The sequence below is a fragment of the Streptomyces sp. NPDC015130 genome, from assembly GCF_043080005.1.
Taxonomy (GTDB): domain Bacteria; phylum Actinomycetota; class Actinomycetes; order Streptomycetales; family Streptomycetaceae; genus Streptomyces.
In genome coordinates this window covers 452,236-470,939 of the sequence record NZ_JBIBVC010000001.1, presented here as the reverse complement: position 1 = coordinate 470,939, position 18,704 = coordinate 452,236, and the positions used below count along the sequence as shown (strand labels likewise).

Here is an 18,704-nt window from a genome sequence, read left to right as displayed (position 1 = left end):
CCGTCCCAAGCGCATCATGACACGATCGGACCCGTGATGTAGCTACCGTCTTCGTCATACGGAAACGCGTTCGAACGGCAGCCGTTCAGGCCCTTGATCTGCTGCATCATCGCGGGCGCGAGCTTGCCCGGCCCCGGGCAGCCCATGTGCTGCCGGATGCCGATCTCGTGCCCGACCTCGTGGTTGATGATCAGGTGCCGGTACTCGGCCGCCTCTCCCGCGAAGGTCGGCGAGCCGAGCATCCACCGCTTGAGGTTCACGACGACGCCGTCGGCGGTCTCGCAGTTCAGCTCGCCGTGGGTGTTCAGGCCCTGCCGGGCGCAGAGGGCGTCCGCGGTGTCCGGGGTGGCGATCCGGATGACGAAGTCGGCGTTCTGCGAGACCAGCTGGAAGCGGCCCCGGCCGTGCGCCGCCCAGCTGCGCGGGTGGGCCAGGATCTGCTGGATCTCGGCCGCCGCCGAGCGCGCCGACAGCTCGATGCCGTCCTCGACCTGGACGCGGTAGCGGCGCAGCGAACCGCCGGTGCCGACCGCGTCGCCGGAGGCCTGCGCGGTGGTGAAGGTCCCGGCACCGGACTGCGGCACGGTCGTCTTCTTCGGGGTCGGCTTGGGCTTCGGCTTCGCCGTCGTGGCCTTCGGCCTCGGCTTCGCCGTCGTGGGCCGGGGCGTGGGCGCGTCCGTCGTGGGGACCGCCGTCGTGGTCGTCGCCTCCGGCGCGGGGGCGGGGGCGGCCGCATCGTCGGCCACCTGGCCGTTGAAGTGCGCGAGGGCGGCTCCGCCGCCGAGCGCGAGGGTCGCCAGGACCAGGACCGGCAGCGCGAGCCGGCGCACGGGGCCGCGTCTGCCTCTGCCCCGCCGGCGGCTCTGTTTTCCTCGCCGTCCTGCGGGTGCGGCACGCTTGCCCACGACAGACTTCTCCCCTGTGTCGGCCGGTGTGGGGGAGGAGGCGGGGCCTCGGAAACCGGCGTCTTCGGTCCTGCGGTCCCGGGGATCGTACCGGCCCCGTTCCTCCGTTCTCGAACGCGCTCGAACACGTCGAGGGGTCTGTCCCGATTTCCTCCTGCCCCGCGAGACGGGGGAAATCGGGACGGATCAGGGCGCCCGGAGGGCCGAAGGGAAGGTCTTCCGGAGAGTGCTCCGGAAGACCGTTCGGAAGGTCAGCCGAGCGTCTCCGCGGCGGTCTCCGAGGAGTCCCGCAGGAAGGTCGTGCAGCGCTCGAACTCCTCCTTCTCGCCGATCGCGCCGGCCGCGCGGGCGAGGGCGTGCAGCGCGCGCAGGAAGCCGCGGTTCGGCTCGTGCTCCCACGGCACCGGGCCGTGGCCCTTCCAGCCGCTACGGCGCAGGGCGTCCAGGCCGCGGTGGTAGCCGGTACGGGCGTAGGCGTACGACTCGACGACCCGGCCGCCCTCGAAGGCGTCGTCGGCGAGCTGGGCCCAGGCGAGCGAGGAGGTCGGATACTGCGCGGCGACCTCGGCCGGCGCCGTGCCGTTCGCGAGCAGCTCGCGCGGCCCCGGGTCGTCGGGCAGGTGGGTGGGGGCCGGTCCCCCCAGGAGGTTCTCGTGGATGGCCATGGCCCCAGCCTAGGTCCTGTCGTCACACTCCCGTCGTCCGCCCGGAGGGCGGACGGTGCGGCGAGAGTGCGTGCATGTCGTCGCAGGGCAGGCGGGAGTTCGACGACAGGACCTCGGGCGTGTTGCGAAAGTAGCGCCGGCCGCCCGAAGGCGTCTGGTGCGTGCGATCGCAAGGCGGAGGGTCGCCCCGATACTGGATGTATCGGGGTGATCCCGACAACGCGGCGAGCGTGCGTGCCAGACGCCTTCGGGCAGGCGGGACTTTCGCAACACGCCCTAGGGGGCGACCGGCTCCGGCCTCCGGCCTCCCGGTCTCAGGGCGGGGCGTCCTGGTCTCAGGGCGAGGCGTCCCGTCGGCCCGGGTCCAGCGGCGGGGACGTCACCCCGCAGTGCACCCGGCACTCCGGGTGGCAGCCGGGTCCCTCGGCCGGGGTGCGCATCGTCGTCCAGGCGAGCACCGCACCGACCACCAGGATCCCCGCGCACATCGGCATCGCGCGCCGGAAGGTCTCGTCGAACTCCTCCGCCGAGCGGTACGCCTCCGGGCCCATCCCGGCGAGCAGCGGCAGCGCGGCCACCGCGAGCAGCCCGGCCGCCCGCGCCGCCGCGTTGTTGATCCCGCTGGCCAGGCCCGCCCTGGACACGTCCACCGAGGCCAGGACGGTCGCGGTCAGCGGCGCGACCAGGGCCGTCATGCCGAGGCCGAGCACCAGCAGGGCCGGCAGCACGTCCCGGACGTACGAGGCGTCCTCCCCGACCCGCAGCATCAGGAGCATCCCCGCGGCGCACAGCAGCGGCCCCACGGTGAGGGGGATGCGGGGCCCGATCCGCTCCCCCAGCTCCCCGGACTTCGCCGACAGCAGCAGCATGAGCACGGTCGTCGGCAGCAGGGCCGTACCGGCGCCGAGCGCCGAGTAGCCGCAGACCACCTGGAGCTGCAGCGCGGCCAGGAAGAAGAAGCCGCCGAAGGCCGCGTACACGCACAGGGTGACCAGGTTGACCGCCGTGAACAGCCGGGACGCGAAGATCGACGGCGGTGTCATCGCGCGCTCACCGCGCCGCCGCTCCACCACCACGAACGCCGCCCCGAACACCAGCCCGGCCGCCCCCGCCCACCAGGCAGCGCCGATCAGCGCGTACGTCACGAGGCCGAGCGCCGCCGCGCCCAGGAAGGCGCCGAGCACGTCGAAGCGGCCGTGCGAGGTCTCGTCCCGCGACTCGGGCACATGGCGCAGGGCGACGGGCACGCAGACCGCGGCGAGCGGCACGTTCAGCAGGAACACCCACCGCCAGCCGGGCCCGTCCACCAGCCAGCCGCCGACGAACGGCCCGATCGCCGCGCCGACGCCGCCGAAGCCGGACCACAGGCCGACCGCCCTGGCCCGGTCGTCCTCGTGGAAACTGGCCTGGATCAGCGCGAGCGAGCCGGGGGTGAGCAGCGCCCCGCCCACGCCCTGGAGCGCGCGGGCCGCGATCAGCACCCCCATGTTCGGCGCGAGCCCGCACAGCAGCGAGGCGAGCGCGAACCACACCACGCCGATCACGAAGACCCGGCGCCGTCCGTACCGGTCGCCGAGCGCCCCACCGAGCAGGATCAGCCCCGCGAGGGTGAGCATGTAGGCGTTGACGGTCCACTGGAGCGCGCCCAGGTCGGCGTCCAGGTCCTCGCCGATGTGCGGGAGGGCGACGTTGACGACGGTGGAGTCGAGCAGGGCCATGCCGGAGGCGAGGACGGTCGTGAACACGATCCACCGGCCGGTCCCCGAGGCCATCCGTACGTCCCGCTCACCCATGCCTGCATGGTCCCGCGAAGCCCCCGGCACCGCTCGCCGACACCACCGCCTTTCAGCCGACGGCCCTCGCCGGCTTCCGTCCGCCGCCGGCTTCCGTCCGCCGCCACCGTCCGCTCGACGCCCCACGCCTACCGTCAGCCGTCAGCCGTCAGCCGTCAGCCGTCAGCCGCTTGCTGCCCGCTGCCCGCTGCCCGCCGCCGTCAGCTCGTCCGCAGCCGCGTCGCCGCCCGGATCAGCGCGTCCACGCCCCGCTCGGCCTTCTTCCGCGGGCAGCCCACGTTCAGCCGGACGAAGCCGGGCGTCCCGTACACCCCGCCCGGCATGATCGCGACCTTCTCCACGGACACCAGCTCCTCCTGGAGCCGGGTCTCCTCGATCCCGAGCGGGCGCAGGTCGATCCAGGCCAGGTAGCCGGCCTGCGGGGGCTCCCAGCCGACGCCGGGCAGCCCGTCGGCCAGCCGCTCCCGGAGCAGCTCCATCGTGCCCGCGACATAGCCGCGCAGCTCGTCCAGCCACGGCGCGCCCTGCCGGTACGCGGCGATGTGCGCGGTCAGGGAGAGGACTGCGGGCGAGGCGAGGCCCTCGCCGGTCTCCATGCGCCGGACGAACGCAGTGCGCGCGTCGGGGTCGCCGACGATCCCGTACGAGCCGGAGAGCGCGGGAAAGTTGAAGGCCTTCGTGCCGGAGGTGACCAGCGCCCAGCGGCGGCCGCGACCCGGCTCGGCCACCCGGGTCCAGGGGATGTGCCGGTGGCCGTCGGTGGTGAGGTCGGCGTGGATCTCGTCGCTGACGACGGCCGCGCCGTGCCGTTCGGCCAGTTCGGCGAAGGCGGTGAGCTCCGCCTCCGTCCACACCCGGCCGGTCGGGTTGTGCGGGGAGCAGAGCAGCAGCATCCGGCTGTCGGGGCGGGCGAGCTCCCGCTCCAGGGCGTCGAGATCGCCGAGCGGCACACCCCGCAGCTCGCGCCCGAGTCCGGTGACGGCCTTGCGGAAGCCGTCGTAGGTGGGGGTGTGCACGACGACCCCGTCGCCGGGCTCGGTCCACATGCGCAGGAGCTGGGAGAGCTGGTTGAGGACGGACGGCGCGTACACGAGCGCCTCCGGGTCGATCTCGGTCGCGTACCGGCTCGCGTACCAGTGCCGGATCGCGTCCCGGAACTCCCCGAGCCGCCAGTCCGTGTAGCCGAAGACACCGTGGTCGACGCGGTCGCGCAGGGCGGCGAGGACCTCCGGCGGGGAGGCGAAGTCCATGTCGGAGATGGTGAAGGGCAGCAGGTCGGGGACGCCGAAGCGGTCCGCGATGCCGTCCCACTGGACCGACCAGGTCCCGTGCCGGTCTATCTCGCGGTCGAAGTCGTACATCGTGCCCTCCCCTGGTGGGTGTTCTCGTCGCGGACCCACGTGTCGTGGACACACGTGTCGTGGACGCACATGTCGTGGTGGACCCGCGTGGTGTGGTGGATCCACGTGTCGTGGACGCACGAGGGCCCGGCACCTCGGGAGGTACCGGGCCCGTCGTTCACCTGCTTACTTCAGCTTCGTGCCGGTCGAGCGCAGCGCCGCGCACGCCTCGGTCACGCGGACGGCCATGCCGGCCTCGGCCAGCTTGCCCCAGGTGCGCGGGTCGTAGGTGGACTTCTTGCCGACCTCGCCGTCGACCTTCAGGACACCGTCGTAGTTGCGGAACATGTGGTCCGCGACCGGGCGGGTGAAGGCGTACTGGGTGTCGGTGTCGAGGTTCATCTTCACGACGCCGTTCTCCAGCGCGGTGGCGATCTCCTCGGCGGTCGAGCCCGAGCCGCCGTGGAAGACGAAGTCGAACGGGTTGACCTTGCCGAACTTCTCGGCGACGCCCGCCTGGAGGTCCTTGAGGAGCTCGGGGCGGAGCACGACGTTGCCCGGCTTGTAGACGCCGTGGACGTTGCCGAAGGACGCGGCCAGCAGGTAGCGGCCCTTCTCGCCCAGGCCGAGGGCCTCGGCGGTGCGGATGGCGTCCTCGACGGTGGTGTACAGCTCGTCGTTGATCTCGTGGGTGACGCCGTCCTCCTCGCCGCCGGTCGGGGTGATCTCGACCTCAAGGATGATCTTGGCGGCGGCGGCCTTCGCCAGCAGCTCCTGGCCGATGGCCAGGTTGTCGGCGAGGGTCTCGGCGGAGCCGTCCCACATGTGCGACTGGAACAGCGGGTTCTCACCACGGGCGACGCGCTCGGCGGAGATGTCGAGCAGCGGACGCACGTAGCCGTCCAGCTTGTCCTTCGGGCAGTGGTCGGTGTGGAGGGCGACCGTGATGTCGTACTTCGCGGCGACGATGTGCGCGAACTCGGCCAGGGCAACGGCGCCCGTGACCATGTCCTTGTTGTACTGACCGCCCAGGAACTCGGCTCCGCCGGTCGAGATCTGGATGATGCCGTCGCTCTCGGCCTCCGCGAAGCCGCGCAGCGCCGCGTGCAGGGTCTGGGTCGAGGTGACGTTGATGGCCGGGTAGGCGAACTTGCCTGCCTTCGCCCGGTCGAGCATCTCGTTGTAGACCTCGGGGGTTGCGATGGGCATTCGTCCGCTCCTTGTGATGTGCGGGGTGTGTGCGTTGCTGTCCCTGACCTGGGGGCGACGTCATCGTCGCCCCCATCCTTTCAGACTCTCGTCCTGGCTCCCACGGGCGCGGCACACCAAAGGCGGGGTGTTTCACGTGAAACACCCCGCCTCTGGAGGAAAGCGCAGGTCAGGACCCGTATCACCAGGGTCCGGGACCTAAGTCACGACTTCGCGGCGGTTACGCCAGGTCCAGATCCGCGAGCTCGTAGCCGGTGAGGTACCGCAGTCCCGCCCCGGCGATCGCGTCGGCCGCGCCGCGGTCCACGATCGTGGCCACGGCCACGACCTCGCCGCCCGCCTCGCGGACGGCCTCGACGGCCGTCAGCGGGGAGCCGCCGGTGGTCGAGGTGTCCTCGACCACGAGGCAGCGGCGGCCCTTGACGTCCGTGCCCTCGATACGGCGCTGCATGCCGTGCGCCTTCTGCGCCTTGCGCACGACGAAGGCGTCAAGGCGCCGTCCGCGCGCGGCGGAGGCGTGCAGCATCGAGGTGGCGACCGGGTCGGCGCCCAGCGTCAGACCGCCCACGCAGTCGAAGTCCAGCTCGGCGGTGAGGTCGAGCATGACCTGACCGACCAGCGGCGCGGCCTCGCCGTCCAGCGTGATGCGGCGCAGGTCGATGTAGTAGTCGGCTTCCAGACCCGAGGAGAGGGTCACCTTGCCGTGCACCACGGCCTTGTCCTTGATCTGCTGGAGCAGGTCAGCGCGTACGTCAGTCATGGTCAGCAGCTTAAGGGCCCGCCGTGCGCGATCGCCTACAGCCGTCGCCAGCTCCAGACGCTCTCGACCTCCAGGGGGTTGATCGGGGTGACGTACCGCGGGTGGGTGTTGAGGCCGTTCGGGGGGCCGGACTGCGGTTCGACGCAGACCGCCTCGGCCTGCTCGTCGTAGATCACGACCCACTCGGCGCGGCTGCGGACCTTCAGCTCCAGCTCCTCCGGCCAGGTGAGGGTGACGTCGACGCCCCCGGGCATCCCGAAGCAGTCGTCCCAGGGGCCGGGGAGGGGGTCGATCCGGCGGCCGGTGGGCAGGTGGTTCTCGCCGCGCTCCTCCTGCCAGCCGGGGGTGAAGTCGAGCTCCGCGTCCTGGCCGCCCTTGCCGAGGTTGCGCAGGAACCAGGGGTGCCAGCCGGCCTGCGCCGGGAACGAGGCGTCGTAGGTCTCGACCCCGAAGCGGAGCGTCAGGGAGTCCTCGGCCAGCTCGAAGACCTGGGTCACCCTGCCCTTGTACGGCCACGGGTCCCCGAGCTCGCAGGTGAAGACCGCCTCCGTCCCGGAGATGCGGGCGGTGTTCCAGGCGAGGTCGCGGACGGTGCCGTGGATGGCGTGCGGAGGTGCGTTGACCGGCAGCTGGTGCGTGGTCGCCCCGTCGCGGAAACGGCCGTTCTCGGTCCGCCCGCACCAGGGCGCCATCGGAAAGGCTCCGAACCGCTCGCCCTGGCGCAGCACCTCGGTGCCGCCGATGCGCAGGCTCTCGATCCGGCAGCCGTGCTCGGGGCTGATGGTCAACTCGGCGGCGCCCGCCGTCAGTCGCGTCTGCATCGTCACATCCCGACCCTAGCCGCGGTGGGACCGTTTCAACGACGGCGGCGCAGCGCCCGTCCGACGACGACCGCAGAGGCGATGGCGAGCGCGGCGGCGGGGGCGATCCAGCGCAGTGTGGCGGTCGCGCTGGTGGCCTCGGGGGCGGGGACGGGGGCGTACCGGCCGCGCGGCGGGGCGTGGTCGACCTCCTCGGCGCTGCGCCCGATCATGGTCCGCCGCGCGTGGGCGGCCTCGACGGGGGGTTGCGGGGCGGGGAACTCGACGGGGGTGACGCCGAAGTCCTGGTCGTGGAGGGGGTCGAGGGAGGGGGGCGGGACGGGAGCGTCGAAGACCGAGGAACGCGAAGGCTCCTCGACCCCGTCGTCCACACCGTCGTGGTCGGAGTCGGAGTCGGAGTCCGAGCCGGATTCGGAGTCGGAGCCGGATGCGGAGTCGGAGCCGGCGTTGGAGCCCGAGTCGGAGCCGGAGTTGGAGCCGGAGCCGGGGCCGGAGACACCGTCGGAGTCGGCCAGGCTGCCGGAGCGGTCGGCATCGTCACCGCCCCCGGCACCGCCACCGTCACCGCCACCGGCACCGGCACCGGCACCGGCACCGGCGGAGTCACTGCCCCCCGAGTCACCGGCCGCCGGACCACCGGCCTTCACGTCACCCGCCTCCGCACCACCGGCCTTCGGCTCCTCCGGCTCCTCCGGCTTCTCCGGCTTCTCCGGCTTCTCCGGCTCCTGTGCGAGCGCGGCCAGCGCCTCCACGAACTTGTCGAGCAGCCTGGCGCCGGCCGTGGCCCGCGCCTCGTCCGTCGCCTCGGCGAGCCGGCCGGCGGCCGTCAGCGCGCCGGTGAAGCCCAGGGACGTGCCCTCGCCCACAGGGGTGAGGACGACGGTCAGGGAGAGCTCGGCCGTGCCCTTGCCCCGGGCCTCGGCGCCCTGCCCCTCGTAGGTGATGGCGCCGTCCCGTTCGACGACCTTCAGGGCGCCCCGGTAGGTGATGGTGTGGCCGCCGACCCGGATCTTGAGCCGGCCCGCGAGGGGGCCCGCCGCCGCGTCCGCGTCCCGCTGGAGGCCGGGCACGCAGCGCACCACCCGGGCCGGGTCCGTGAGCGTCGCGCGCAGGGCCTCGGCCGGGACCGGAACGAACACCTCATGCTCCATGGAAGCCGAGCCTACTCAGGCCGGGGCGCGGCGTCGCCTCTTTGTGCCGGGGCCCGCGCGCCCCCCGGGAGCGAGGCCCGCCGTCCCTCAGTCGCCGTACCGCGGGTGCACGAGGGTGGAGGGCGGCAGTTCGGCGCCCCTGGCCCGTTCGGCGCGGCGGGCCGCGGCCTCCAGGGTGCCCGGGCCGAGGGAACGCAGCCGGGGCGCGTCGGGCGGGAGGCCGAGGGCGGGCGGCCGGGCGCCCGGGACCGCGAGGAGGAAGCCCCAGTCCCCCGGCCCCCGCTCCGTACCGCTGGTGCGGTCGGCGCGGTCGGGGCCGGCGGCGAACCCGGGGGTGCGGCCGCTCGCGCTGTACGGGCGGGTCGCGAAGCCGGCGGCGCGCAGGGTGGCGTCCACCGTCCAGTAGGTGTGGGGCCGGTCGGCGACCGATCCGGCGTGCACGGCGAACCGCCCCCGGGCGGTGAGGACGCGGGCCACGAGTCCGTGGAACTCCTGCGAGTAGAGCTTGGTGCTGGGGGTGATCCCCGGGTCCGGGAGGTCGGAGATCACCACGTCGTACCGTTCCTGCACACGATCGGCGGCGCCCCGGAGCCAGTTGAAGGCGTCCGCGTAGACCACCCGGACGCGCGGGTCGCGGAAGGCCTGCGCGTTGAGCGTGGCGAGGGCCGGATCGGTGCGGGCGAGGCGGACGACGCCGGGGTCGAGCTCGACGACGGTGACGGCGGAGACGCCGGGGTAGCGCAGCGCCTCGCGGGCGGCGAGCCCGTCGCCGCCGCCGACGATCAGTACGCGCTCGTGCGGGCCGTTCATCGCGGGGTGGACGAGCGCCTCGTGGTAGCGGTGCTCGTCCTGGCCCGAGACCCGCAGCCGGCCGTCGAGGAACAGGTCGGGCGGCCCCTCGCGGCCGCCCGTCACCACGACCTCCTGGAGGTCGGTGTGGACGGCGACCCGCACGCGTTCCCCGTAGACGGCCCGGCGCGCGGCCTCCTCGAAGTCGTCGACGAGCACGGTCGCCGTGGCCAGGACGGCCAGGACCGAGACGTTCACCCCGATCAGCAGGGCGCGGGAGCGGGAGGTGAGGTCGCGGCGGAACACCCAGAGCACGAGGCCGCCGCCCGCGATCACGTTGACAGCGCCGGTGACGAGCGCGCCGGTGAGCTGGCCGAGCCAGGGCAGGAGGAGGAAGGGGAAGGCGAGGCCGCCGACGAGCGCGCCGACGTAGTCGGCGGCGAAGAGGTCGGCGACCGTCCCCGCGGCGTCGTCCTGCTCGCCGCCGGCCGCTCCCGCCGCGGCCCGCACCCCTGCCTCGGCCGCAGCCCCCGACCCTGACTCGGCCCCTGCCCCCGTCCCGGTACCGGTCCCGGTACCGGTCCCGGTACCGGTCCCGGTACCGGCGGCCCGCTGTATGAGGGACATGAGGAGCGGGATCTCCGCGCCGATGAGGACGCCGATGGCGAGCGAGAAGGCCACGACGACGTACCGCGACTCGCCCAGCCAGGCGAAGGCCGCGTACAGCGTGAGGGCCGAACAGCCGCCGATCAGTGCGAGTCCGGCCTCGACCATGCCGAAGCCGACGGCGGCGCGGCAGCGCAGCCGCTTGGCGAGGAGCGAGCCCACTCCCATCGCGAAGACCATCACGGAGAGCACGACGGAGGCCTGGGTGACCGAGTCGCCGATCAAGTAGGAAGCGAGTGCGACCAGTTCGAGTTCGTACACCAGCCCGCAGGCGGCGCAGACGAAGACCACGGCGAGGACCGGGAACCGCACCGCGTCGGCCGACCGGGGCGACCTCGGCGGCCGGGGCGCCCTGGGCCCCTTGGACGATCCGGGCGGCCGCCCGCGCCGCCGCACGGGCGGTTGTCGCACCCTTGTGGGTGGCATGGTCACGGTCGGCTCGATCATGAACGTAACGCTACGTCACGACTTACGCACTCCTTGTCACCCACACGAGTGCATCTGGAGCTCTGAAGGGTCGTATCAGAGCGTTGCGGGCATACGTGCGCCGATTCGGGTCCTGGTCACCACGAGCTGCCCTTCCTGCGGGTAGGCGTGCCAGGTGCGCCAGCGCACCTGCCCCTCGTGGCGCTGCGCCAGCATCGCCGTGAAGGCGTGCGGGGAGCCGGGGAAGGTCCCCGCCAGGCCGTTGGGATGGTCGGCGACGAGCGCGAGCAGCTCCTGCGCACGGCCCGCGAAGGAACCGTGCGAGAGCGTCTCGACGCGCGCCGCGAATTCGTACTCCCATTCGCCGACGCGCTTGGAGACGCCGAGCGGGAGGGGGGTGCTGCTGCCGGGCATGCAGGCGACGGTCTCGGAGCAGCTGCGCCCCTCCTCCTCCAGGAGTACCTGGTGGGAGGCGCCGAGCAGTCTCAACTGGAGACTGGCGCCGGAGAGTTCGAGGTCGAGTACGGCGAGGGCGGGCAGCGGCTCGCGCCCGAGGGCCCAGGCCAGATCGGCCGCGCGGGTATCGGTGTAGGAGGTTTTCAGGGTGGTGAGCATGGGTCGGCTCCGCAAACACGGTTTGACGGGTGGGCCGGGGGCGCCCCGGAGAGGGTCCAACGGGAGTGGGGGATCGCCGGCTCGGTTCCACACACGGTCCGAGGGCTGTCTCTGTCAGGAGCAAAAGAACCACGGACGCCGGGCGACTCGCAGCGTTTTTACCCAACTTGCTGTGTTTTCCAACCCCTTCGGGGACCCCACAGTTCAATTGTTCAATCAGAATTGATCGACAACGTCCGCCGAAATGCCAACGTCACGTGCCTCCGGGGCCGTTGCGTCTCAGCTGCCGCCGCAGCCTCCGCCACCACAGCTGGACCCACAGGAGCTGGAGCCGCTGCCGCAGCCACCGGAGCCGCTGCCGCCACCGTCGGCCCAGCTGCGGCCCTTCTTCCGGCCGCCCCGCCGGCTGCCGGAGCCGGTGACGCCGCGGACGAAGGAGATCAGCGTGATGAGGACGATCGCCCCCATGAAGATCATGAAGAGTTCCATGTGCACTACCCCCGTTCTTCTGTGCGAGGGAGATGCCCCCTGTGGGCCTCCCTCAAAGACGACTTGAGCGGTTCCAGAGCTTCAGCTGCACGAGGACGAGGAGCTGGAGCAGGAGGAGGACGAGCACGAGGAGCTCGAACACGACGAGCTGGAGCTGGAGCAGGAGGACGACGAGGACGAGGAGGAGCAGGACGACGAGGACGACCCGCCCGAGCTCGACGCCGCCCCGGTGGCCCACCAGCTGTCGGAGGCGGCGGACCCTCCACCGGACCGGCCACCGGACCGACCGCCGGACCGCACCGTGCCGCGCAGGGAGAACGCGACGACCCACACCACGATCGCGATCACGGCCGCGATCCCGAGGATGAAGAATGCGATGTTCATGCCAGGGCGATCCCCTCGGCGGACCGTCGCCAAAGCGCACTTGAGCAAGTCCAGAGCTTCCCCCCAGGATGGCGGTCATGACACGACCGCTGCTCAACCGCCGGCTCGCCGAATTCGGTACGACGATCTTCGCCGAGATGTCCGCGCTGGCCGCCAGGACCGGGTCGATCAACCTCGGTCAGGGCTTCCCCGACACCGACGGCCCGGAGGAGATCCGCGAGGCCGCGGTCCGCGCGCTGCGCGACGGCCTCGGCAACCAGTACCCGCCGGGCCCGGGCGTCCCGGAGCTGCGCCGGGCGATCGCCGACCACCAGCGTGAGTGGTACGGCCTCACGTACGACCCCGACACGGAGGTGCTGGTCACCGCGGGCGCGACCGAGGCGATCGCGGCGGCCCTGCTCGCGCTCGTCGAACCGGGCGACGAGGTGATCGCTCTGGAGCCGTACTACGACTCGTACGCGGCCTGCGTCGCCATGGCCGGCGGCACCCGCGTCCCCGTCACGCTCCGCCCGCACGAGGGCGCGTACGTCCTCGACCTGGACGAACTGCGGGCCGCCGTCACCGACCGGACCCGGCTGATCCTGCTCAACACCCCGCACAACCCCACCGGCACGGTCCTCACCCGGGCCGAGCTGACCGCCGTGGCCGAGCTGGCGATCGAGCGGGACCTGCTGGTCGTCACCGACGAGGTGTACGAGCACCTGGTCTTCGACGACGCGGAGCACGTGCCCCTCGCGAGCCTCCCCGGCATGCGGGAACGGACGGTCACCATCGGTTCGAGCGGCAAGACGTTCTCGTTCACGGGCTGGAAGGTCGGCTGGATCACCGCGAACCCCGAGCTGACCGCCGCCGTCCGCTCGGCCAAGCAGTTCCTCACGTACGTGTCCTCCGGCCCCTTCCAGTACGCGATCGCCGAGGCACTCCGCCTGCCGGCCGCGTACTTCGAGGGCCTCCGCGCCGATCTGCGCGCCAAGCGGGACCTGCTGAGCGAGGGCCTCGCGCAGGCGGGCTTCGAGGTCTACCGCCCGGCGGGCACCTACTTCGTCACCACCGACATCCGCCCGCTCGGCGCCGCCGACGGCTTCGCCTTCTGCCGCTCGCTCCCGGAGCGCGCGGGCGTCGTCGCCATCCCGAACGCCGTCTTCTACGACCACCGCGAGGCCGGCGCCCCCTTCGTCCGCTTCGCCTTCTGCAAGAAGACGGAGGTCCTGGAAGAGGCCGTCTCCCGCCTCAAGCGCCTGGGCTGAGGTCAGCGCCTCCTGCGGCCGTCAAGGCAGTCGAACAGGTGGGCGAACGCCTTGTCCACGAGGCGCGCGCTCTCCTCCCACCGCCGTTCGCGGCGCCGGGCTTCGTCACGGCTCTCCCGGGAAGGAGCGGTCGAGTCGGCGACGAGAACCGAGAACTGTCGGGCGAGGTCTCGGACCGCCCTGTCCAGGTCGGAATCCGAGGTGGCCCGGCGGCCCGCCGCAGTCAGTGTCGACCAATGCCGGCGGGCCTCCTCCAGCAGTGCCTCGTTGAGCGGCAGGCCGTCGCGCGCCATCGTCACGAACGTTTCCTGGGCGCGCACGGCCGGGGCGCGGAACTCGTCGGTCCTCGCGCGCCCCTTCTGCCACCGGGCCACCCGGTACCCCGCGAAGCTGAGGTCACCCTGCTTGCGGGCCCCGGCCGCATGTTGATGAGCGCGGCAGACCGTGGAGTCGACGCTCAAGTCCCACACGATCTCGCCCTTTGCGTCGGCCAGGGACTGGAGCCGGGTGAGGAGCCGGTGCCAGGTACCGGCCCGCTGCCACCGGCGGAACAAGTCGTAGACCCGGCCCCACGGCCCGTACTCGACGGGCACGTCCCGCCACGGAACACCGGTCCGGACCCAAAACCGTATGCCGTCGATCAAGCGCCGCCGAGACCAGACCGGCGGCCGCCCCGCCTTCGTGCCCTTCGGCAACAACAGCTCCAGCACCGCCCACTGCTCGTCCGTGAGATCTCCCCGACCCATGAACCGAGATCATTCACAAACCAAGATCTGCTTTCGACAACGGTCTACCTGCTGGTGGGCGCAGTGAACTTCTCAGCGGGCCCGAAATCGCTGAAAGCACCCTTGTTGGCGGCCTTGACGCCGCGCAGTTCGAATCGTTGCTCAAAGCGGATGGTGCGGCCCCTGCTGTCGATCCACTGGTCGACATCGAAGCCGGTCACACCCTTGGTCTTCACATGGGTGTGGGTGCGCGGGTCAATTGAGGCGATCTGCGCCAGGCTGAGGTATGCCCGGAGGTGGTAGGTGGCGATGCCGGCTTGCTCCTCCATACCGATGCGCGCCGAGGGGCCTGCGTCGAGCAGCAGCTTCGCGTATTCCTCTTAGCTGGCCAGGGAGTTGTCGGTGCGAGGGGCCTTCGTCCACTCGGCCCCGGCCGCATCGGCGGCTCGGATGTAGTTGGCGGCGTCCGTCATGACGACCTCGGTCGTGAACTTGTCAGCCTTCATGTTCACGTGATCCTGTGAAGAGACCGTTGAGATTGCCCCGGCCGCTCATGGTCATGACACGGCCTAGGGCCGGATTCGCGACGATCAGGCGAGCCGAGAGCGGGTCCGTACTGATCACCGTGACGTGCCCGCCTCTGCGGGCCAGGCCGCGCTCCAGGGTGCCGACGATGTCGCCCATGGGCGCCGGGTTCTCGGTGGCTACGTCGAGGTCCTGGCTCAGTCTGTCGACCAGACCGTGAGCCTGTACGGCGTATCCCCCGGTGAGCACCAACGGATACGGGGTGCCGATGGCGAGAACGTCTGCCAGGAGGCGGCGGTGCAGTTCGCTCAGGTTCACGCCGCGGCGGATGCCGATCGGGAGAGGTCGGGGAACGCCTCTTCCCACACCTGGCGGATGTGCCGGCTGATCAGCGTGCGCAGCACCGGCCACTGGGCGAGCAGCAGCTCCTGATTGAGGAGGGCGGCGAGGTCGTCGTGCTGCCCTTCCGCCAGGACGGTTCGGTACAGGCTCATCCGCAGGCGGGGACGGTCCAGGTCGTACGAACGGAGACCGGACCACGCGACGTGGAGCGGAAGCTCGACCTGCCCGTGCGCGGGTCCGGTGAGATCCGCGAGCGTGGCAGGCAGTCTGCTCGCGTACCGCGCGCGGAGTACCTCCGCGGCGGGTGGCGAAATGAGCGTCTGTGCCATGCGCCTGATTACCCGCGCCGCGCCAGCCTCCGGTACCGCCGGCGCGACATCCATCGCACGCGCCCCTCCTTCTCGTCCCGTCATCCCTCGTCACGAGTTCGCGACCCCGACCGGGACATGCGACAAACGGGTGAACGGTCACACCTGGCGGCGAGCGCTCTTCCGCCGGCGGCGCCGGGCGTACGAAAGCCCGGCCGGGGCCGTGACCACGTGGGTCACGTTTCCCGGCCGGGCTTCGTAGTGCCGCGGACAGCGGTCGATGGAGGCTCAGGCCTCCTCGTCGCCGGCCTTCTGCTCGGGGGTCTCCAGACCGAACTGCTCGACGATCCACTTGTCGAACTCGATAGAGGCGCGGACCCAGCTGACCGTGGAGGACACGAAGTGCTCCAGGGCGACGCCGGTGCCGATCAGCATCTGGGCCTCACCGATGAGACGGAGGGTGGCGGAGCCGTCCTCCTCCTCGTGCAGGTGGGTGTAGACCTTGGGCCACAGGGTGCGGCGGTTCCAGTCGTCGATCGCGTCCAGGACCTTGGCGCGGTCGTCGGCCGAGTGCGGGCGGTCGTAGAACGTCCGCACCGAGAAGACCTGCTGCTCGTCCTCGCCGCGGAACATGAAGTACGTGCGGAATTCCTCCCACGGCGCCGCGAGGTCACCCTCGTCGTCGACGACGTACTTCAGCTCCATCTGCTCGAGCAGCTGCTTGACAAGGTCCTGGTCGGGGACGACGGGGCCCGCCGGTCCTGCGGCCTGAGGCTGGGGCTGGCCCCCGAAATTCGGAATCGAGGACGGGTCGATGCTCACCGTGAATTTCCCTTCGTACGGATGCTCGCCATCCTCCCCCATGTCGGGCGGTTCGGGGGAGCCCCGCCGGCCGCGATCCGCTGCCGGCTGACAAGAACGTGCCCGCTCACCGGGCCGGACCCACGATCAGGCCGTCCTCGAACCGGTCCACGCGGACCGTGTCGCCGTCGACGACCTCGCCCGCGAGGATCTCCTTGGCGAGCCGGTCGCCGATCGCCGTCTGGATGAGGCGGCGCAGCGGCCGGGCGCCGTACGCCGGGTCGTTGCCCTCCTCGGCGAGCCACTCCAGGGCCGCCGGGGTGACCTCCAGGGTGAGCCGCCGGTCGGCGAGCCGCTTCGCGAGGCGGTCGATCTGGAGCCGCGCGATCCGGCCCAGCTCGGCCCGGTCGAGCGCCGAGAAGACCACCAGGTCGTCGAGGCGGTTGAGGAACTCCGGCTTGAAGCTGGCCCGGACCACGTCCAGGACCTGCTGCTTCTTCACGTCCGCCGAGGTCAGCGGGTCGACCAGGTACTGGCTGCCGAGGTTCGAGGTCAGGATCAGGATGGTGTTGCGGAAGTCCACCGTCCGGCCCTGGCCGTCGGTGAGCCGGCCGTCGTCCAGAACCTGGAGCAGGACGTCGAAGACCTCCGGGTGCGCCTTCTCCACCTCGTCGAGCAGGACCACGCTGTACGGGCGGCGGCGGACCGCCTCCGTGAGCTGGCCGCCCTCCTCGTAGCCGACGTAGCCGGGAGGCGCGCCGACCAGCCGGGCGACGGAGTGCTTCTCGCCGTACTCCGACATGTCGATGCGGATCATGGCCCGCTCGTCGTCGAAGAGGAAGTCCGCGAGCGCCTTCGCCAGCTCCGTCTTGCCGACGCCCGTGGGGCCGAGGAAGAGGAAGGAGCCGGTCGGGCGGTCGGGGTCGGCGATCCCGGCGCGCGTCCGCCGCACGGCGTCGGAGACGGCCTGCACGGCCTCGGACTGGCCGATCAGCCGGCGTCCGAGCTCGTCCTCCATGCGCAGCAGCTTCTGCGTCTCGCCCTCCAGGAGGCGGCCGGCGGGGATGCCGGTCCAGGAGCCGACGACGTCCGCGATGTCGTCGGGGCCGACCTCGTCCTTGACCATGGTGTCCTTGGACGTCTCCTGCTGGGCCTCGGCCTCGCTCGCCTCCTCCAGCTCCCGCTCCAGGGCCGGGATCTCCCCGTACAGCAGCTTGGAGGCGGTGTCGAAGTCGCCGTCGCGCTGGGCGCGCTCGGCCCGGCCCCGGGTCTCGTCGAGGCGCTCCTTGAGCTCGCCGACCCGGTTGAGGGACTGCTTCTCCTTCTCCCAGCGGGCGGTGAGGCCGCGCAGTTCCTCCTCGCGGTCGGCGAGGTCGCGGCGCAGCTTCTCCAGGCGCTGCCGGCTCGCCGGGTCCGTCTCGTTCTTCAGGGCCAGCTCCTCCATGCGGAGCCGGTCGACGGAGCGCTGGAGCTCGTCGATCTCGACGGGCGAGGAGTCGATCTCCATACGGAGCCGGCTCGCGGCCTCGTCGACGAGGTCGATGGCCTTGTCGGGGAGGAATCGGGAGGTGATGTACCGGTCGGAGAGGGTCGCGGCGGCCACCAGCGCGGAGTCGTTGATCTGCACCTTGTGGTGGGCCTCGTACCGGCCCTTGAGGCCGCGGAGGATCGCGATGGTGTCCTCGACGGTCGGCTCGGCGACCAGGACCTGCTGGAAGCGGCGCTCCAGGGCGGGGTCCTTCTCGATCCGCTCGCGGTACTCGTCGAGGGTGGTCGCGCCGACCATGCGCAGCTCGCCGCGGGCCAGCATGGGCTTGAGCATGTTGCCCGCGTCCATGGCGGAGTCGCCGCCGGCGCCCGCGCCGACGACCGTGTGCAGCTCGTCGATGAAGGTGATGATCTGGCCGTCGCTCGCCTTGATCTCGGAGAGGACGGTCTTCAGGCGCTCCTCGAACTCGCCGCGGTACTTCGCGCCGGCGACCATCGCGCCGAGGTCGAGCGAGACGAGCCGCTTGTTCTTCAGCGACTCCGGCACGTCGCCCTTCACGATCCGCTGGGCGAGGCCCTCGACGACGGCGGTCTTGCCGACGCCGGGCTCGCCGATGAGGACCGGGTTGTTCTTGGTGCGGCGGGACAGCACCTGCACGACGCGCCGGATCTCGTGGTCCCGGCCGATGACCGGGTCCAGCTTGCCCTCGCGCGCGGCGGCCGTGAAGTCCGTGCCGAACTTCTCCAGCGCCTTGTACTGCCCTTCCGGGTCGGGTGTGGTCACCCGGCGTCCTCCCCTGCTCTTCTCGAAGGCGTCGAGCAGCTTGTTCGCGCTCGCGCCCTGCCGGTCGAGGATCTCACCGGCCTGCCCGCCCTTGGCGGCGAGCCCGATGAGCAGGTGCTCGGTGGAGAGGAAGTCGTCGCCGAGCTCCTTGGCGCGCTTGTCGGCGTCGGCGATGACCGCGAGGAACTCGCGGTTGGGCTGCGGGGGAGCGACCGTGGACCCCGTGATGCTCGGCTGGGCGGCGATGAGCCGCTCCGCGCCGGAGCGTACGGCCGCCTGGTCGGCCTCGACGGCGGCGAGCAGGTCGGTGATGTTCTCGTTGTCCTGACCCGCCAGCAGGGCCAGGAGCAGGTGCGCGGGGATGAGATCCGGGTTCCCCTCGGACACGGCGCGGCTCGTGGCCGCGTTGAGCGCGTCCCGGCTCCGGTTGGTCAGTTCGACGTCCACGTGCGGTGTTCCTCCTTGGTGCTG

Annotated in this window: 19 protein-coding genes and 1 pseudogene; 1 reads left to right on the top strand and 19 read right to left on the bottom strand. The window is 71.8% G+C overall.

Annotated elements, in window-relative coordinates:
- Positions 1-14 precede the first annotated feature (14 nt).
- From ACF08F_RS02275 to ACF08F_RS02220, 12 genes are all read right to left on the bottom strand, one after another.
- On the bottom strand, positions 15-905 hold the full coding sequence (locus ACF08F_RS02275) for a DUF3152 domain-containing protein (RefSeq protein WP_392296595.1): 891 nt from the start codon (positions 903-905) through the stop codon (positions 15-17).
- 251 nt (positions 906-1,156) lie between these two features.
- Positions 1,157-1,570, bottom strand: a complete 414-nt coding sequence (locus ACF08F_RS02270) for a DUF3151 domain-containing protein (RefSeq protein WP_055642639.1) — start codon at positions 1,568-1,570, stop codon at positions 1,157-1,159.
- 335 nt (positions 1,571-1,905) lie between these two features.
- On the bottom strand, positions 1,906-3,363 hold the full coding sequence (locus ACF08F_RS02265; RefSeq protein WP_392296594.1) for an MFS transporter: 1,458 nt from the start codon (positions 3,361-3,363) through the stop codon (positions 1,906-1,908).
- 200 nt (positions 3,364-3,563) lie between these two features.
- Positions 3,564-4,724 carry a MalY/PatB family protein gene (locus ACF08F_RS02260; protein WP_392296593.1) on the bottom strand — a complete coding sequence of 387 codons (1,161 nt, stop codon included), beginning with the start codon at positions 4,722-4,724 and terminating at the stop codon, positions 3,564-3,566.
- A gap of 165 nt (positions 4,725-4,889) precedes the next feature.
- Positions 4,890-5,912, bottom strand: a complete 1,023-nt coding sequence (fbaA, locus tag ACF08F_RS02255; protein ID WP_392296592.1) for a class II fructose-bisphosphate aldolase — start codon at positions 5,910-5,912, stop codon at positions 4,890-4,892.
- Between the two features lie 220 nt (positions 5,913-6,132).
- On the bottom strand, positions 6,133-6,672 hold the full coding sequence (pyrE, locus tag ACF08F_RS02250; protein WP_392296591.1) for an orotate phosphoribosyltransferase: 540 nt from the start codon (positions 6,670-6,672) through the stop codon (positions 6,133-6,135).
- 35 nt (positions 6,673-6,707) lie between these two features.
- Positions 6,708-7,493, bottom strand: a complete 786-nt coding sequence (locus ACF08F_RS02245) for an aldose 1-epimerase (protein WP_392296806.1) — start codon at positions 7,491-7,493, stop codon at positions 6,708-6,710.
- A gap of 35 nt (positions 7,494-7,528) precedes the next feature.
- Positions 7,529-8,644 carry an SRPBCC family protein gene (locus tag ACF08F_RS02240; protein WP_392296590.1) on the bottom strand — a complete coding sequence of 372 codons (1,116 nt, stop codon included), beginning with the start codon at positions 8,642-8,644 and terminating at the stop codon, positions 7,529-7,531.
- 87 nt (positions 8,645-8,731) lie between these two features.
- The gene (locus ACF08F_RS02235; protein ID WP_392296589.1) at positions 8,732-10,546 is read right to left on the bottom strand and encodes a spermidine synthase; all 1,815 of its coding nucleotides are present in this window, start codon (positions 10,544-10,546) and stop codon (positions 8,732-8,734) included.
- 75 nt (positions 10,547-10,621) lie between these two features.
- Positions 10,622-11,140, bottom strand: coding sequence for a DUF2617 family protein (locus ACF08F_RS02230; RefSeq protein ID WP_056653176.1), 519 nt, complete (start codon positions 11,138-11,140; stop codon positions 10,622-10,624).
- 279 nt (positions 11,141-11,419) lie between these two features.
- Positions 11,420-11,629 (bottom strand): hypothetical protein, encoded by a 210-nt coding sequence (locus ACF08F_RS02225; RefSeq protein ID WP_392296588.1) that lies wholly within the window; start codon positions 11,627-11,629, stop codon positions 11,420-11,422.
- 52 nt (positions 11,630-11,681) lie between these two features.
- Positions 11,682-11,867: a hypothetical protein gene (locus ACF08F_RS02220; RefSeq protein WP_392296587.1), complete on the bottom strand. Its 186-nt coding sequence runs from the start codon at positions 11,865-11,867 to the stop codon at positions 11,682-11,684.
- Between the two features lie 214 nt (positions 11,868-12,081).
- Between ACF08F_RS02220 and ACF08F_RS02215 the strand changes: the two genes are divergently transcribed.
- Positions 12,082-13,260, top strand: a complete 1,179-nt coding sequence (locus ACF08F_RS02215) for a pyridoxal phosphate-dependent aminotransferase (RefSeq protein ID WP_392296586.1) — start codon at positions 12,082-12,084, stop codon at positions 13,258-13,260.
- Between the two features lie 2 nt (positions 13,261-13,262).
- On the opposite strand, the gene ACF08F_RS02210 is transcribed toward ACF08F_RS02215, so the two are convergent.
- The 7 genes and pseudogenes from ACF08F_RS02210 to clpB all read right to left on the bottom strand — a co-directional run bounded on the left by ACF08F_RS02210 (position 13,263) and on the right by clpB (position 18,680).
- A complete protein-coding gene (locus ACF08F_RS02210) occupies positions 13,263-14,006 on the bottom strand; it encodes a transposase (protein WP_392296585.1) in 744 nt (247 codons plus the stop codon).
- Between the two features lie 44 nt (positions 14,007-14,050).
- On the bottom strand, positions 14,051-14,314 hold the full coding sequence (locus ACF08F_RS02205) for a hypothetical protein (RefSeq protein ID WP_392296584.1): 264 nt from the start codon (positions 14,312-14,314) through the stop codon (positions 14,051-14,053).
- A gap of 51 nt (positions 14,315-14,365) precedes the next feature.
- Complete coding sequence (locus tag ACF08F_RS02200) at positions 14,366-14,491, bottom strand: hypothetical protein (protein WP_392296583.1); 126 nt, start codon at positions 14,489-14,491, stop codon at positions 14,366-14,368.
- A 61-nt stretch (positions 14,492-14,552) separates the two neighbouring features.
- Positions 14,553-14,828 (bottom strand): annotated as a pseudogene (locus ACF08F_RS02195) (hypothetical protein); the annotation flags it as partial.
- Positions 14,825-15,181 (bottom strand): hypothetical protein, encoded by a 357-nt coding sequence (locus ACF08F_RS02190; RefSeq protein WP_392296582.1) that lies wholly within the window; start codon positions 15,179-15,181, stop codon positions 14,825-14,827. The pseudogene ACF08F_RS02195 and the gene ACF08F_RS02190, both read right to left, overlap by 4 nt.
- Before the next feature lie 267 nt (positions 15,182-15,448).
- The gene (locus ACF08F_RS02185; RefSeq protein ID WP_392296581.1) at positions 15,449-15,982 is read right to left on the bottom strand and encodes a YbjN domain-containing protein; all 534 of its coding nucleotides are present in this window, start codon (positions 15,980-15,982) and stop codon (positions 15,449-15,451) included.
- Positions 15,983-16,088: 106 nt separating this feature from the next.
- Positions 16,089-18,680, bottom strand: coding sequence for an ATP-dependent chaperone ClpB (gene clpB, locus ACF08F_RS02180; RefSeq protein WP_392296580.1), 2,592 nt, complete (start codon positions 18,678-18,680; stop codon positions 16,089-16,091).
- Positions 18,681-18,704: the final 24 nt, after the last annotated feature.